General features: G+C 64.1%; 13 protein-coding genes. 7 read left to right on the top strand and 6 right to left on the bottom strand.

Annotated elements, in window-relative coordinates; translation table 11 throughout:
• Positions 1–20: 20 nt before the first annotated feature.
• Positions 21–998, bottom strand: a complete 978-nt coding sequence (locus M1P90_RS33825) for a helix-turn-helix transcriptional regulator (protein WP_483700286.1) — start codon at positions 996–998, stop codon at positions 21–23.
• Between the two features lie 368 nt (positions 999–1,366).
• On the opposite strand from M1P90_RS33825, the gene M1P90_RS33820 reads away from it, so the two are divergent.
• The 7 genes from M1P90_RS33820 to M1P90_RS33790 all read left to right on the top strand — a co-directional run bounded on the left by M1P90_RS33820 (position 1,367) and on the right by M1P90_RS33790 (position 9,680).
• Entirely contained in the window at positions 1,367–2,305 is a 939-nt protein-coding gene (locus tag M1P90_RS33820) for a PQLLE family protein (protein WP_483700285.1), read from the top strand.
• 1,018 nt (positions 2,306–3,323) lie between these two features.
• Complete coding sequence (locus tag M1P90_RS33815) at positions 3,324–4,334, top strand: RNA polymerase subunit sigma-70 (RefSeq protein WP_483700284.1); 1,011 nt, start codon at positions 3,324–3,326, stop codon at positions 4,332–4,334.
• Between the two features lie 132 nt (positions 4,335–4,466).
• Positions 4,467–5,078: a dihydrofolate reductase family protein gene (locus M1P90_RS33810; protein ID WP_483700283.1), complete on the top strand. Its 612-nt coding sequence runs from the start codon at positions 4,467–4,469 to the stop codon at positions 5,076–5,078.
• A 23-nt stretch (positions 5,079–5,101) separates the two neighbouring features.
• On the top strand, positions 5,102–5,902 hold the full coding sequence (locus M1P90_RS33805; RefSeq protein WP_483700282.1) for an alpha/beta fold hydrolase: 801 nt from the start codon (positions 5,102–5,104) through the stop codon (positions 5,900–5,902).
• 451 nt (positions 5,903–6,353) lie between these two features.
• Positions 6,354–6,746 carry a DUF7793 family protein gene (locus tag M1P90_RS33800; protein WP_483700281.1) on the top strand — a complete coding sequence of 131 codons (393 nt, stop codon included), beginning with the start codon at positions 6,354–6,356 and terminating at the stop codon, positions 6,744–6,746.
• Positions 6,743–7,504 (top strand): STAS domain-containing protein, encoded by a 762-nt coding sequence (locus tag M1P90_RS33795; RefSeq protein WP_483700280.1) that lies wholly within the window; start codon positions 6,743–6,745, stop codon positions 7,502–7,504. The genes M1P90_RS33800 and M1P90_RS33795 overlap by 4 nt, the downstream gene beginning before the upstream one ends.
• 196 nt (positions 7,505–7,700) lie before the next feature.
• On the top strand, positions 7,701–9,680 hold the full coding sequence (locus M1P90_RS33790; RefSeq protein WP_483700279.1) for an ATP-dependent helicase: 1,980 nt from the start codon (positions 7,701–7,703) through the stop codon (positions 9,678–9,680).
• 68 nt (positions 9,681–9,748) lie between these two features.
• Here M1P90_RS33790 and M1P90_RS33785 read toward each other — a convergent pair whose 3' ends face one another.
• From M1P90_RS33785 to crcB, 5 genes are all read right to left on the bottom strand, one after another.
• Positions 9,749–10,906: a 6-phosphofructokinase gene (locus tag M1P90_RS33785; protein ID WP_483700277.1), complete on the bottom strand. Its 1,158-nt coding sequence runs from the start codon at positions 10,904–10,906 to the stop codon at positions 9,749–9,751.
• Positions 10,907–11,332: 426 nt separating this feature from the next.
• Positions 11,333–11,908: a YdeI/OmpD-associated family protein gene (locus tag M1P90_RS33780; RefSeq protein WP_483700276.1), complete on the bottom strand. Its 576-nt coding sequence runs from the start codon at positions 11,906–11,908 to the stop codon at positions 11,333–11,335.
• A gap of 92 nt (positions 11,909–12,000) precedes the next feature.
• Positions 12,001–14,241: a molybdopterin oxidoreductase family protein gene (locus M1P90_RS33775; protein ID WP_483700275.1), complete on the bottom strand. Its 2,241-nt coding sequence runs from the start codon at positions 14,239–14,241 to the stop codon at positions 12,001–12,003.
• A gap of 70 nt (positions 14,242–14,311) precedes the next feature.
• Positions 14,312–14,962 carry a 2Fe-2S iron-sulfur cluster-binding protein gene (locus M1P90_RS33770; protein ID WP_483700274.1) on the bottom strand — a complete coding sequence of 217 codons (651 nt, stop codon included), beginning with the start codon at positions 14,960–14,962 and terminating at the stop codon, positions 14,312–14,314.
• Positions 14,963–14,982: 20 nt separating this feature from the next.
• Positions 14,983–15,360: a fluoride efflux transporter CrcB gene (crcB, locus tag M1P90_RS33765; RefSeq protein WP_483700273.1), complete on the bottom strand. Its 378-nt coding sequence runs from the start codon at positions 15,358–15,360 to the stop codon at positions 14,983–14,985.
• Between the last annotated feature and the right edge of the window lie 348 nt (positions 15,361–15,708).

Below are 15,708 nucleotides of genomic sequence, written 5' to 3'. Positions count from 1 at the left end.
TGCTTGTAAACCCAACGATATTATCTGTCGTCATAGTTACGCGCCGTTGCGCGGGCTTCTTCGGCCAGCTCGGCGCGAAACTCGGGCGGGCCAAGCACCGTCACCGCGCTGCCCCACTGGCGCACCCACGGCTTGAACTCCAGCGTGCTGCCCACCAGCACCGTGAACAGGCACGCGCCGTCGGGCAAATCCTCGATGCGCTGGCTGGGATGCCACACGCTTTCCTTGAGCCGGCGCACCACACTCGGCGCGAAGCGCAGCGTTACCTCAATGCCGCCCTCGTTGCGCCAGATCACGCCCCACGCCGAGGCCAGCAGCAGCTGCGCATCGAACTGCTCGGGCCGTGCAAAGCGCTCGTCGGTGAGCCGCGCCTCGTAGATGCGCTCGACTTTGAAGGTGCGCAAGCTCTGGCGCAGCTCGTCATAGCCGATCACATAGCAGGCATAGCCAATACTCGATGGCTCGATGAAATAAGGCGCAAACGTGCGCTCGGTCGTCTCGTCTTTGGTATACGAGCGATAACGCATCCGCACCTTGCGGCCCTCGGCCCAGGCATAGGTAAGTGTTTCCAGCGCCTCGACATACTCGCGGCGCACGCGGCGCGAACGCACTGCGGCGGCAGCCTGCGAAATATGGTGCGCAATCAGCGGCGACTTGGCGTCGAGTGCGTCGGCCAGCTTTTCGAGCGCGGTGACCACGTGCGGGTTGTGCTCGTCGCTGTGGCGCGAAAGCAGCCGCGCGGCGAGGTATAGCGCCAGCGCCTCGTCGTTGTTGAGCTTGACGGAGTGAAACGAGCGGCGATGCTCAAGCACATAGCGCCGGCCGATTTTGTAGGTGCCGGTGCCCATGTTCTCCAGCTCGGCAAGGTCGCGGCGAATTGTGTCAACGTCAACGCCAAACTCACGCGCCAGCTCGCCGCTTGTGCATCCTTTAGGCTCGCGCGCCAGCTTGCGCTCGATATCGTCGAGGCGCTTATATCGCGAGTCAGTTCGTGTCATCTGCTCCTCCGTTCGGTGTACGCACACAATAGCATGCCAACGCCGTAAATCATGCGGTTTTTTGGTGGGATCTGGAGTGATTATAGAAAAACATCGTGACATGAACCGTCACAACCAAAGAGGCCGCGCAGGTGTCTTCGCAATCCAAGCCGAGAGCATTAGCTCTACGGCGAGTAAATACCAGAAATTCGCTTTTCGCAACGCACTTCGATAAACAATTGCACATCCGATACAGAATCGTAGCGGCGCACACCTCGGGGTATCCTGCGCCTAACTGTCACGGTGCACACGACATACATGCGTATGTATGCCGGTCGCAATTGTGCGCCGGCCAAGCAGCTTCGGCACTCACAAAGGACAATCTGCCAATGCCGACCAATGGAACGACCGCGCAGGCCAATGGAACGACCGCGCAGGTCAATGGAACGACGACGCAGGCGAATGGAACGACCGCGCAGGCCAATGGAACGACCGCGCAGGCCAATGGAACGACGACGCAGGCCAATGGAACGACCGCGCAGGCCAATGGAACGACGACGCAGGCCAATGGAAGCACCACGCAGGGCAATGGAACGACGACGCAGGCCAATGGAACGACGACGCAAGCCAATGGAAGCACCACGCAGGGCAAAAAGACACAACGGCTGACTGAACAATACCGCCAGCAAGATCGCATGGACAAGCGGCTGGTGGCCGCGAACACGCTGATCGAAGCCGTGCTGAGCAGCCCCGACATGCAGGCGCGCATGGCCGCCTTTGGCTACGACCACAGCCGTATGGTGCAGGGCCAAACCCTCCGCCGAACTGCCCACACCCTCTACCAGCAAGCCCGCGCCCTCGACGGCGCACAGCGCGCCGCCGCCGCCACCCGCGACACCAACCGCGAGCAGGCGCACGCCTTCTACATGCGCCATGTCGTCACGGCGCGGCTGGCGTTCAAGGGCAACGCCAGCGCGCAAACCGCCCTCGATCTCAACGCCCGCAAGCGCACGCAGTCGGGCTGGCTGGTACAGGCGCAGCTGTTCTACGCCAACCTCCTGGCCGACGCAGCCTTCCTGGCGCACATGGCCGAGTATGGCGTCAGCCAGGCGCAGCTCGAAGCGGTGCAGGCGCAGGTGGCCGCCGTGGCCGCCGCGATGGTGCAGCGCAGCCAGGCCCGCACCGCCGCGCTGGAAAGCACCCGCGCGCGCGACCGCGCCTTCCGCGCACTCGATAGCTGGATGAGCGGCTTCATGACTATGTCGCGCATTGCGCTGGCCGAGCCGCCCGCGCAGCCCGATCAGCTGGTGGTGCTGGCGCAGCGCTAAACCCACTTTCGCGATATGGTCACGAGGCTCGCCACGCTCGCGGGCCTTTTGTTTTGCTCGGGCCGCACGGCCAATCGGCTGTCAGGGCGGACCTACGTGTCCGCCCGCCCATTGCTTGTGCCGCAAGCAGTGCCTTTTTCAGAGCAGATTGCTCGGGCCGCAAGGCCGCTGGGGCTCGCGCCGCCCCAGCACCCCGCGTCGGGGCTATCGCCCCGAACCCCGAATTTGATGCAACCTCGTGTTTAGCGCTTGGCGCGCATGCCTCTGTTGTGCTCCACGCTGGCAGCTTTTGAATAAGCAGTACCTTTTTCAAAGCAGCTTGCTCAGGCCGCACGGCCGCTGGGGCTCACGCCGCCCCAGCACCCCACGGCGGGGCTATCGCCCCGAACCCCGAATTTTAGGTGGTCGCCACATTATAAGATTGCTTCTCATGCCTCCGTTGCGGGCCGCGCTGGCAGCTTTTGAATAAGCAGTACCAACCCAAACGCAGCTTGCTCAGGCCGCAAGGCCGCTGGGGCTCGCGCCGCCCCAGCACCCCGCGTCGGGGCTATCGCCCCGAACCCCGAATTTTAGGTAGTCGCCACATTATAAGATTGCTTCTCATGCCTCCGTTGCGGGCCGCGCTGGCAGCAAATGATGAACGCAGTGCCGATCTGTATTGCTTTCAAGTGAAGCAAATGTATCTCGTCCGATGCCTTGCCTGCATCCACAACGGAGGCATGACACATTACCATTACATCTGCTGTCCACGCTCTTTATGGGGTTCGGGGCAAGGCCCCGACCGGGGAGTGCAGAGGGCCGCGGCCGGCCCTTTGCTGCGGGGTATGGGGCCGCATAGGCCCCGACAAACGTTCTCAAGAAAACTGCGGAGCGCGAGGGCGCGTAGCCCACGCAAAAGCGCGCCGCTTGACGCCCGCACCCAAGCCAGAGATAATGCTCCAACTAACACAAATGTACTGAGAGAAGCCATGACCTCAAGCCACGCCGCTGCCGATTGGCTCGCACGAGCCACCCAGCCATGAGCGCAGGCGACGACCTGCCAATTGTGCGCGAAGGCGACGCCGCCGCGTTTGGCGCGCTGACCGAGCGCCACCGCCGCGAGCTGCAGGTGCATTGCTACCGCATGACTGGCTCGTTTGAGGATGCCGAAGACCTCGTGCAGGAAGCGCTGCTGCGCGCGTGGCACCGGCGCGCGAGCTTTGCGGGCCGCGCAACCTTTCGCGCATGGCTGTACCGCATCGCCACCAACGCCTGCCTCGATTTCCTCGCGCGCAACCCACGCAGGCCCCAGCCGCGCGCAGACGCCCCAGCCGGTCTGGCGCTGCCCGAAGCCATCCCCTGGCTCCAACCCTACCCCGACCACCTGCTCGAGCCGGTTGCGCCACGCGACGCCGAGCCCGACGCCGCAGTTGTTGCCAAAGAAACGATTGAGCTTGCCTTCTTGGCGGCGATTCAGCACCTGCCGCCGCGCCAGCGCGCCGTGTTTATTCTGCGCGATGTGCTGGGCTGGCCCGCCGCCGAAACAGGCGACATGCTTGACATGAGCATTGCGTCGGTGAAAAGCGCCCTGCAGCGCGCCCGCCCGGCGATCAAGGCGCAGCTTCCTCCCACGCGCCTCGAATGGGCACCCGCGCTGCCACCCAGCGCCAGCGAGCGCGCGCTTCTGCAGCGCTACATTGCCGCCCACGAGCAGGGCGATCTGGCCACTTTTGCCGCGCTGCTGCGCGACGACGCGCTGCTGACCATGCCGCCGCACCCGATCTGGTACGCTGGCCGCGCCACCATCCTCGCCTTCACAGCCGAAGTGTTCGACCCCGCATCGACCATGTACCACGGGCGGTGGCGCAGCCTGCCCACCAGCGCCAACCGCCAACCCGCCGCCGCGCATTATGTCATGCTCCCCGACGACACACGTTTCCGCGCGCAGGTGCTGGATGTGCTACGGATCGAAGGCGGGCAGGTTGCCGAAATAATCGCCTTTGTGCCCGAGCTGTTCCCCGCCTTTGGCCTGCCGCTCACCCTCGAATAAACACCCTCGCAAACGCCGCTACTTTTTTTCGCATTTTCCCGTCACATTATCGAAGCGCTGAAGTTGCACACGAACTTCTGTGCGCTCTGTGGCTTGCATGTCTTGCGCCTGGCGTAAAGAAAAGGAGGCACAATGGGCAAGCTGATCACCGAGCTTTCGGTGTCGCTGGATGGCTTTGTGGCCGGGCCGAATGATGCGCCAGATCAGCCACTCGGTGCGGGCGGCGAGGCGCTGTTCGCCTGGTACCAGGGCGGCGACACGCCACTCGCGCTGCCCGGCACCGACATGGTCTTTCGCGTGTCGCAAACCAGCGCGGATTTTCTGCGCCCGCTGTGGGCGGGCTACGGCGCGATGATCACCGGCCGGCGCATGTTCGACATTGCCCGCGCGTGGGGTGGCCGCCCGCCGGTGGAAGGGCCGTGCTTTGTGGTGACGCACGCGCCCACGCCCGAGTGGCAGAAGCCCGGCTCCCGGTTTGTGTTTGTGACCGATGGCATAGCCAGCGCGGTGCGCCAGGCGCAGGCCGTAGCGGGCGAGAGGAACATTTCGGTCGCCAGCGCCAGCGCAATGCAGCAGTGCCTGGCCCTCGGCCTGCTCGACGAAGTGCAGCTCGACCTCGTGCCGGTGCTGCTGGGCGGCGGCGTGCGCCTGTTCGGTCCGGGCGACGCGCCAGTTGCGCTGGAGCGCACACACGCCGTTGCCGCGCCCGATGTCACACACCTGCGCTACCGCGTCGTCAGGTAATTTTTTATGGAAAGGAACATATCATGCACACCGTCACATCACTCGATGGCACGCGCATCGCCTTTGATCAGGTCGGCGCAGGGCCGGCGCTTGTTCTGGTGCCGGGCATGTTCGAGCAGCGCGCCATGGATTCGGAAACCGCGCAGCTCGCCGCATTCGGGCCGTTGGCCGAACACTTCACTGTCATTCATTACGACCGGCGCGGGCGCGGCGGCAGCGGCGACACGCAACCCTACGCGGTGGCGCGCGAGGTCGAAGATATTGCGGCGTTGATTGAGCACGCGGGCGGCACGGCCATGCTGGCGGGCATTTCCTCTGGCGCGGCGCTGGCCCTGGAAGCGGCGCTGGCGCTGGGCGGGCGCGTGCGCAAGCTGGCGCTGTACGAGCCGCCCTACAACGACGACCCGGCCGCAATGCAGGGCTGGCGCGATTTCCGCGCGCAGCTGGCGGCCACGCTGGCCGCCGGCCGCAACGCCGAGGCGGTTGGGCTGTTTATGGGCTTGCTTGGCGTGCCGGAAGAACACATCGCCCAGATGCGCGACTACCCGATGTGGCCAATGTGGGAATCGATTGCGCCAACGATTGCCTACGACGCGGCGGTGATGGGCGAAGACGCCGCCGTGCCAGCCGGGCGCGCCGCCAGTCTCGCCATTCCCGCGCTGGTGATGGATGGTGGCGCAACGCCCTACCCCTTCATGCACAGCACGGCGCTCGCGCTGGCGCAGGCCATGCCCCACGGCCAGCATCGCACGCTGGGCGGGCAAACCCACGAAGTTGCGGCGGCGGCGCTCGCGCCTGTGCTGATCGAGTTCTTCGCCAGCTAGCGCGCTTTCAGCGCAGGGGTTTGGGTATGGAGAAAGAAGGTTGGTGATTACGGTGATGGTTCCGTGGTTCTGCAGTTTTGCAGTTCGACAACAGCAGAACCACGGAACAACAAAATCGAATACACCATGCTTGTGTATGCTAATTACTCTGTCAACTAAGTTTCCTTGTACTCAGCTTCCAGGAAGCTGAAGCCAGTTTTCTTTCAACCTGATAACCAGATGAGCTTCCTGGAAGCTTGCCGGTTGTAGAAAAGAACTTTCTTTCCAGAATATTAATGTGCCAGCAACGACACAGCCTCGTCAGCGCCATACAAGCGGCGCATCAGGCATCTGCTACCCTTCCGCGCAAAATCTGCTCATATTTCATTCGCCGTCACCTGCTACGATCAGCCCGCCGCGCTTTCCACGCGCTTTCTGTTGGCTGAACGCGCCTTGCCGCATATGAGGTTCTATGAGCACACCATCACAGACCGAAATCCGCACCCGCACAACAATTGTTCGCAATGAAGGCGATTTTATTCGTGTGACGGTTCTGCCGGGCGCGGAAGAATCGCTTGCCGACGCGCAGATCAACGCGCAGGCCGCGCTAACCCTGAACGCCGGGCAACGCCTGCCCATCCTCGTCGACATGCGCAAGATGAAGGCACAACATCGCGATGCGCGCCAGCATTATGGCAGCCTGGAAGTGGCGCAGTCGGTGCGCGTGGTTGCGCTGCTGGTCGAATCGCGCCTGAGCATGATCATCGCCAACTTCTTCATTTCCATCTCGAACACCAACGTTCCAACACGCATTTTCACCAGCGAGGCAGATGCGCTGGCGTGGATGAAAGGCAGCAACGTATGACAAGCGACCCCGCCGCGCAGGCCGAGCGGCTGGCAGCGATCCACGGGCGGCTGGCGCGCCTGCTGGGCGACGAACCAGCTGCCCCGAATGGCGATACGCTTGGCGCAGTTGAGGGCGCGCTCGCTCGGCTTGCTGCGCAGATCGAGCGCCAGCGCGCCGACACTGCCGCAGCCGAGCGGCGCGGCGACGAATTGCTTGCAGTGATGACATGCATGGCTGGCGGCGACTACGCCCAGCGCGCGTCGATTGGCGATGACGACACCTTGTTCGATGCGCTGGCGGCGGGCCTGAACATGCTGGCCGAAGAGCTTCAGGCGGTGCGGCAGGACCGCGAGCAGTTGCAGGAGCAGATTATCCAAACCCAGGCGGCTGTGATTCAAGAGCTTTCCACGCCGCTCATTCCAATCAACGACGACATTCTGGTGATGCCGCTGATCGGCAGCATCGACTCGGCGCGCGCCCACCAGATGCTGGAACGCCTGCTGACCGGCGTGGCGGAAAACCACCCGCACACGATTATTCTCGATATTACCGGCGTGGCAGTGGTGGACACGCAGGTGGCGAATATGATGGTGCGCGCCGCGCAGGCCGTGCAGCTGCTTGGCACCAGGCTGATTCTCACTGGCCTGCGCCCCGAAGTTGCGCAGACGCTCGTGAACCTGGGCGTGAACCTGCGCGGTCTGGCGACATGGAGCACGCTCCAGATGGGCGTCACCTCGGCAATGCGCAGCAGCCACAAAGCCGTGTGGGAACGCTAGCCTCACGCGCCGCAAAAGTGTGGCATAATGCACCGCGCCGGGTGGTTCGAGCCGCCCGGCGCGGTGTGTTATACGGTGCCTGAGTACGCAATGGGCAGGCGCACCCTTCGATACGCGCTTCGCGCACTCAGGATGCGCTTCGTATGCACGCTTCTCCATCAGACACGGTATTATTGCCTGACAGATGCAAGGAACCATGACCCTACTCAACGGACTCAACCCCGAGCAGCGCGCCGCCGTGACCGCCCCCATCGGGCCGGTGCTGGTGCGCGCCGGCGCAGGGAGCGGCAAAACCCGCGTGCTGACGCTGCGAATCGCTTATTTAATCGAGCAACAGAACGCCGCGCCGGGCAGCATCCTGGCGCTGACCTTCACGAACAAAGCGGCGAAAGAAATGCGCGAGCGCCTGCGCGGCCTGCTTGGCGCGCGCGTGCGCGGCCTGAGCACTGGCACGTTTCACGCAATGTGCGGCAAGATCCTGCGCGCTGAGATCGCCGGGCGACTCGGCCACTATACCGCCGACTTCACGATCTACGGCTCCGACGAGCAGGTGCAGCTCGCCGCCGACGCGCTCGACGCTGCGAAAGAGCGCCCGCCCACGCTGCTCGAACCCGAAGACCTGATCCGCCAGATTTCGCGCGCCAAAAGCCGCCTGCTTTCGCCGCGCCTGGCCGCGCGCTTCGCCAAAGACCCGCTGGAAGCGTTTGTGGCCGGCTGCTACCGCCGCTACCAGGCCGCGCTGGCCCGCCACAACGCGCTCGACTTCGACGACATGATTCTGATGACCCACCAGCTTTTTTCCGAGCACCCCGATGTGCTGGAAGAGTACCAGGCCAAGTGGCGGCACGTGCTGGTGGACGAATACCAGGACACCGACCCAAGCCAGCACGCGCTGATCGAGCTGCTGACGCGGCCAAGCGCCGCGCGCCCGCGCTCGCTGTTTGCGGTGGGCGACGGCATGCAGGCGATCTATGGCTTCCGCAACGCCGACCACACGATCATCGAGCGCTTCCAGCACGATTTCCCCGAGGCATCGGTGATCGAGCTGGCGACGAACTACCGCAGCCGCCAGTCGATCCTCGACGCGGCCTACGCGATTATCCGTCACAGCCGCGCCGTTGCGCCCATGGCACTGCGCGCGGCGCTTCCCGATGTCGGCGCGAAGTATTCGCAGTCTGCCGCAGGCCGCATAGCAGCAGGGGCGAATGCGTCGCCCTTACTTATTTTTGATGCCAAGGACGCGCGCGACGAGGCCGAGCAGATTGCGCGCCAGATCAACGACCTCGCGCGCCAGGGCCGCAAGTTCCGCGAGATCGCGATTCTCTACCGCACGCGCCATATGTCGCGCGGCTTCGAGGCGGCGCTGCGCCACGCGCGCGTGCCCTACAGCGTGCGCGGCAGCACCGGCTTCTACGACCGCGCGGTGGTGCGCGATGCGCTGGCCTACCTGCGCGCCATCGCCAACCCCAAAGACAACCTGAGCCTGGCGCGCATTGCGAATGTGCCGGCGCGCGGCCTGGGCGCGCAGGCGCTGGCGGCGCTCTCGGCCTGGGCCGCGCAGAACAGCCAGCCGGTTTCGGCGGCGCTCGGCCAGCCGGCTGCGTGGCAGGGCCTTTCGTCCAAAGCGGTCGAAGGCGCGAAGTTGCTTCATTCGCTGCTGGCGCGCTGGCGGCGCTTTGCCGAGGGCACCACCCCGCCCGACAGCCTGCTGGCCGACGTGCTGGAGCGCAGTGGCTACATGGCCGCGCTGGAAAAGCGCTTTTCCGCCGAGGAGCTGCCCGACGCGCGCGAGCACCTGCAGGAACTCATGGTCGCGGCTGGCGAGCACACCTCGCTCAGCGAATTTTTGCAGGAAATCGCGCTGCTGACCAGCGCCGACGAGAAGGAAGACGAGCGCGACCAGGTGCAGCTGCTGACCATCCACGCCTCGAAGGGGCTGGAGTGGCCGCTGGTGTTTGTGGCTGGGCTGGAAGAAGGCACGCTGCCGCACGAGCGCAGCTTCATCACGCCCGACGGCATTGAGGAAGAGCGGCGTCTGTGCTATGTGGCGCTGACGCGCGCGGGCGAGCGGCTGCACCTTTCGTGGGCAGTTGGGCGCGTGCGCGGCGCGCAGGCCAAGCCCTCGCGCTTTCTGGGCGAAATCGAGGCGTATGGGAAAGAACGTGCGAAGAAGTGATGAATGTTGAGTGCTGAGTGTTGAGTTCGATGAGCGCAACTCAACACTCAGCATTCAGCACTCAAAACTTAATAGAGGAACATCGGCTTGCCGAGCACGTGCCGGACTTTCGGGCGGTATTCCTCGATGTCGTACAGCTCGTCGACATCCACGCGCTTGAGGCCCTGCGTGCATGTGTCAACCGGCACGGTTGTGTACTGGCCGTTTTGCAGCGCGACCATGCGCCCGCTATGGCCTTGCAGCAGCTGGTCAACCGCGAGGTTTGCGTAGGAAATCGCCACCATGCGGTCGAGCGAGTCGGGCGCGCCGGCGCGCATCAGGTAGGCGATCTGCTGGTGCACAATGTCGATGCCGGTGAGCTTCTGGAGCGCCTCGCCGGTGATCTGCCCGATGCCGCCGAGCTTCTTGTGGCCGTAGGCATCTTCCTGCCCGTACTCCACCACCTGCCCGCCAAGCATGCTCGCGCCCTCAGAGATGACCACCATCGCGTAGTTGCTGGGGTTGTTGCGCTTGTCGCCCGCCACCTGCTCGGCCAGCCGCTCGATATCAAACGGCACCTCGGAAATAATCGCGCGGTCGACATCGGCCAGATAGGCGGCGATCAGCGCGGTTTCGCCCGAGTTGCGGCCAAACAGCTCGACCACGGCAATGCGCTCGTGTGAGCCGGTGGGCGTGCGCAGCGAGTTGATGAACTCGACCGAGCGCGTGACGGCGGTGGAAAAGCCGATGCAGTAATCGGTCCCGAACACGTCGTTGTCCATCGTTTTGGGGATGGCAATCACGCGCACGCCTTCTTTGTGCAGGCGTACCGCGAAGGAAAGCGTGTCGTCGCCGCCAATCGGGATCATCGCGTCGATGCCGAGGTGCTCGATCACGCGCAAGACGTGCTGCGTGGCGTCGGCGGTGTTTTTCGGCCCGCTGAAGGGGAACTGGCCGTTCAGGAAGTCGGGCATCATTTTTTCGCTGACGCGGGCGGGGTTGGTGCGCGAGGTGTGCAGGTGCGTGCCTCCATAGCGGTCGATTGTGCGCACATCGGCGCGGGTGAGCGGCTGCACCCACTCATCGTGCTCGGCGGGATTGTCGGGGTTGAAGTTCAGCAGGCCACCCCAGCCGCGCCGAATGCCCACCACGTCGATGTCGGCGGCGCGGGCGCGATTCACCACTGCCTTGATGCACGGGTTCAGGCCGGGAACGTCGCCGCCGCCAGTCAGGATGCCAATTCGCATCGTTGCACCTCCAATCAGCATACGTCTGCATCAGCGGCCTTGCTGCGCGGCACGTCGTTGTGCGGAAGGCTATTGTACTACGAGTGCGAGAGGGAGTTTTGAGTTTTGAGTGTTGAATGTTGAGTTTGCAGGTGGCTAGGGTGATGGGGTGACGGGATGAGCCAGAACCGCAGAACCGCAGAACCGCAGAACCGCAGAACCACGGAACCAAGAACCACAGAACCGCAGAACCGCAGAACCGAGAACCTACGCCTGTGGCAGTATGCAATTGGCAGTTGGCAGAAACCTGCGACCATCAACCTGCAAACCTGAAACCTATAAACCTGCAACTCCTAAAATCTCCGTGCCTCTGTGTCTCTGTGGTAAATTTTTCGCGTGATTTGCCGCAAACCTGCAAACCTGCAAACCTGCAACCTGCAAACCCAACTACGGGTAAATCTTCTCGTTGCGCTCAAGCATGGCGACGAGATCGCGGATGCGCTTGGCGCGGGTTTCGGGCTTTTTGGCCGTCTGCACGCGGAACAGAATCGCGTAGCGGTTGGTGCTGTTGAGCGCGGCGAAGAAAGCCGCCGCCGCCGGGCTGGCGTCGAGCGCGGCTTGCAGATCGTCGGGGATGGTCGCGTTTTTCTGCGAGTCGTAGGCTGCCTCCCAGCGACCATCGGCGCGGGCGAGGTCGATGGCGGCCTGACCAGCGGGTTGCATCTGCCCGTTCGCGATCAGCGCCTCGGCCTTGTCGCGGTTGATCTTCGACCAGATGCTTTTCTTGCCACGCGGCGTGAATTTCTGCAGCCAGGTTTGCGTGTCGGCGGGGCGCTTCTGGCCGTCGATCCAGCCGTAGCAGAGCGCGATTTCCAGCGCCTCGGCATAGTTCACCGAGCTAAGGCCCGAGCCTTTTTTCGCAAGGCGCAGCCACAGCCCCGGCGAGCTGGTGTGGTTGGTGTCGAGCCACTCAGCCCAGGCTTGCTGATCGGCAAACAATATCGTCGGCAGTTCGGCGGCCATAGGTCTCCTTATATGAGTTTGCAGTAGGCAGTATGCAGTATGCAGTTGAAGTACCTTCTGCATACTGCCTACTGCCTACTGCACCTGTGCTCTCACACCCCAACCGGGTCCTTGATCGCGCCACGGTCGGTGAGCGGTGTTTCCGCGCCGGGGCGGGCGGGCGCCGCAGTTTTGCGCACCTGCACCGCGCACACCTTGAAGTCAGGGATTTTGGCGCGCTTGTCGAGGCGCGGGTCGGTGAGCGTGTTGGCGGCGGCTTCCGCGAAGTGGAAGGGAATGAAAATCACGCCCTCGGGCGAGCGCCCCGTCACCAGCAGGCGCGCAGTGATTTCGCCGCGTCGGCTCGATACCGCCACCCAGTCGCCGGTCGCCAGCCCGTAGTGCGCGGCGTCGCGCGGGTGCATTTCGACGGTGCACTCGGGCCAGATCTGCGTCAGCGACGAGGCGCGCGTCATCGTGCCGCCGTGCCAGTGGTAGAGCACGCGCCCGGTGTTGAGCGTGAGCGGGAATTCGTCGTCGGTTGGCTCGCTGGTTTCGCTATAGGTCGCGCTGATGAAAAGCGCCCGGCCGCGCGGGAAATCTTCGCTGAACAAAAACGGGCTGCCGGGGTGGTCGAGCGTGGGGCAGGGCCAGTGCAGGCCGCCTTCGCGCTCCAGCCGCTCGTAGCTGATGCCGTAGAACTCGGGCGTGACGCTGCGGATTTCCTCCCACACGTCGTTGGCGTGCGCGTAGCTCCATTCGCGCAGCAGCGTTTCTTCGCTGGCGGCAATCGCCGCGTCGAGCGCGCCCGTGGCACCGCCCGCGTGTGCCGCCGCGCCATCCGCGATCAGGCGCACGGTGCGGCGCGCAAGATCCGAAACGATCTGCCAGTCGGGGCGGGCCACGCCGGGGGAAGGCACGGCCGCACGCACGCGCTGCACGCGCCGGTCGGAGTTGATAAAGGTGCCGTCTTTTTCGGCAAAGGCGGCGGCGGGCAGGATCACGTCGGCGTAGACGCTGGTTTCGTTCATGAAAATGTCCTGCGCAACGAAGAACTCAAGCTGCTCGACGGCGTGGCGCGCGTGGTTCAGGTGCGGCTCGCTCATCAGCGGGTTTTCGCCCATCACATACCACGCCCTGACCTCGCCGGTCAGCACGCCATCGACCATCTCGGTTGTCGTCAGGCCAGGCTTGTCAGGCAGCGGCACATGCCAGGCGCGCTCGAAGCTGGCGCGCACGTCGGCATCGGTGACGGGCTGGTAGGTGGTGTAGAAGGCCGGGATGCCGCCGACATCCGAGCAGCCCTGCACGTTGTTCTGGCCACGCAGCGGGTTGAGGCCGGTGCCGGGCGCGCCCATATGCCCACACAGCAGCGCAAGGTTGATCAGGCTCAGCGCGTTGTCGGTGCCGTGGCTGCTCTGGCTGATGCCCATGCCCCAGTAGATCGCGGCGCGACCGGCGCGGGCGTACATGCGCGCCGCTGCGCGAATGTCGGCGGCTGGCACGCCCGTGATCGGCGCGGCCCATTCGGGCGTCGCTTCTTCCAGGCTGCCGATATACTCCGCAAAACCCTCGGTGCGCTCGGCCACGAACTGCTGGTCGTATAGCCCTTCTTCGACGATTACATGCGCCATTGCGCTAAACAGAGCCACATCGCTGCCGGGCTTCTGGCGCAGCCACAGCGTCGCAAAGCGCGTCATCTCGGTCTGGCGCGGGTCGATCACAATCAGCTGGGCGCGATTTTTGCGCACGGCCTGCTTGAGGAAAGTGGCGATCACCGGGTGGTTCTCGGCGGTGTTCGAGCCGGTGATAATGAAGCACTCCAGGTCTTTCATCTCGGCTATCGCGTTGCTCATCGCGCTGGAGCCAATCGCCATCTGCAGGCCGACAACCGAAGCGGCGTGGCACAGGCGCGTGCAGTGGTCGATGTTGTTGGTGCCGATGATCGCGCGCAGGTATTTCTGCAGCAGGTAGTTGTCTTCGTTGGTGGCTTTGGCGCAGGCATTCATGGTGATCGCGCCAGGGCCGTATTTCCAGCGAATTTCGGCCATGCGCCGCGCAATCAGGTCGAGCGCTTCGTCCCACGTCGCCTCGCGCCAGTCGTCGGGCGAGGTGGCGGCGGTGCGCTGGCCGGGCGTTTGCGGCACGCGGCGGATGAGCGGCGCGACCAGGCGGCGCGGGCTGTGCACATAGTCAGCGCCAAAGCGACCTTTCACGCACAGGCGACCGAAGTTGGGCGCGGCGTCGAATGGTGCCTCGATACGAATGATCTGGTCGTCTTTCACGTTGAGCGTGAGCTGGCAGCCTACGCCGCAGTAGGCGCAGGTGGTGCGAACGCTGCGATCAGCCTGCATATCTGTACCTCTTCATCCACAGATTACACAGATTACACAGATAAAGAACATAATCTGCGAAATCTGTGGATTAACTATCGGAATGCTCTCGTTCGAACTCGACCTTGCCCTTGAGCGCGCCGGTTGGGCAGACGCCCACGCAGTTCCCGCAAAACACGCACGAGGTGTCGGGCATGTCTTCGCCAAAGGCCGTGCCGACGTGGCTGCCGATGCCGCGCCCGCCCCAGGTGAGCGCATAGGTGAACTGCACGTCGTCGGCGCATACCTGGATGCAGCGCCAGCACATCACGCACTGCGAGTAGTCGCGAATATAGAAGGGGTTATCGTCGTACAGCGGGATGTCGCGCTGCTTGCCGCCCGCAAAGCGCGCCGCGTCGGCACCGAACTGCGCGATCTGGCCCTGAATCTCGGGCGCCTCGTGCAGATCGACGGTGGAGGCCAGCAGCTCCAGAATCACGCGGCGCGCGGTGCTGACGCGCTCGCTCTCGGTGTTCACCACCATATTGGGCGCGACGGGCACCACGCAGGCGGGTTGCAGCACGCGCGCGCCCTGCACCTCAACCGTGCAGAGCCGGCAGACGGCGTTGGGCGTGAGGTTCGGGTGGTAGCAGATCGTGGGAATGTCGATGCCGGCGCTTTTCGCCGCTGCCAGAATGGTTGTGCCCGGCGGCACCGCCACGCTCTGCCCGTTGATGGTAAGAGTTATTGCCGCGTCGCTCACGTCTATCTCCTTTGATTGCGCTACACCAGCGCGCGCGCCAGCGCGACCCCAAGCACCACGGCGAGCAGGCCCAGCGCCATGCTGCCGAACAGGTACAGCGCGCCGGCCAGGTAGCGCCCGCCCACCAGCAGCGTGTACGCCTCGACGCTAAATGTCGAGAAGGTGGTAAAGCTGCCGCAAAAGCCTGTCGCCACCAGCAGGCGCGCCTCGGGGCCAATCGCCGGCCGCGCGGCGGCCAGGGTGAGAAAGCAGCCCAGCACAAAGCTCCCAATGACGTTGATCAGCAGCGTGCCGTAGGGGAAGCTCGGGCCGAACTGCTGCACGGCCCACAGGCTGCCGTAGTAGCGCGCTGCCGCGCCCACCGTCGCGCCGACGGCCAGGATCAGGATGGTGGTCACAAATCGTGTCCTTGGGTTGGTTTGCATATCTGTTTGTGCTTGTTCGGGCGGACCATGTCTGAGCCAACCTACGTGTCGGCTCAGCCTGTCTGGGCGGACCATATCTGGGCGGACCATGTCTGGGCGGACCTACGTGTCCGCCCCCGCAAAGTATTTTGCTCAGGCCGCAAAGCCGCAGCCCCTGCACCCGGCGCTGATTTAGAGCATTACCAGCTTCAATCCAGTTTGCTCAGGCCGCAAGGCCGCAGGGTGCGCCGGCACCCTGCACCCCGGCCGGGGCTATCGCCACACCCACTTCGTGGGTACCCGACCCCAAATTTTAGGTGGGTGGCTTACGAAATACTTTCG

The sequence above is a fragment of the Kouleothrix sp. 19917 genome (genome assembly GCF_057073505.1).
Note: the sequence above shows the minus strand (reverse complement) of the source record. Positions and strands in the feature narration are given on the sequence as shown.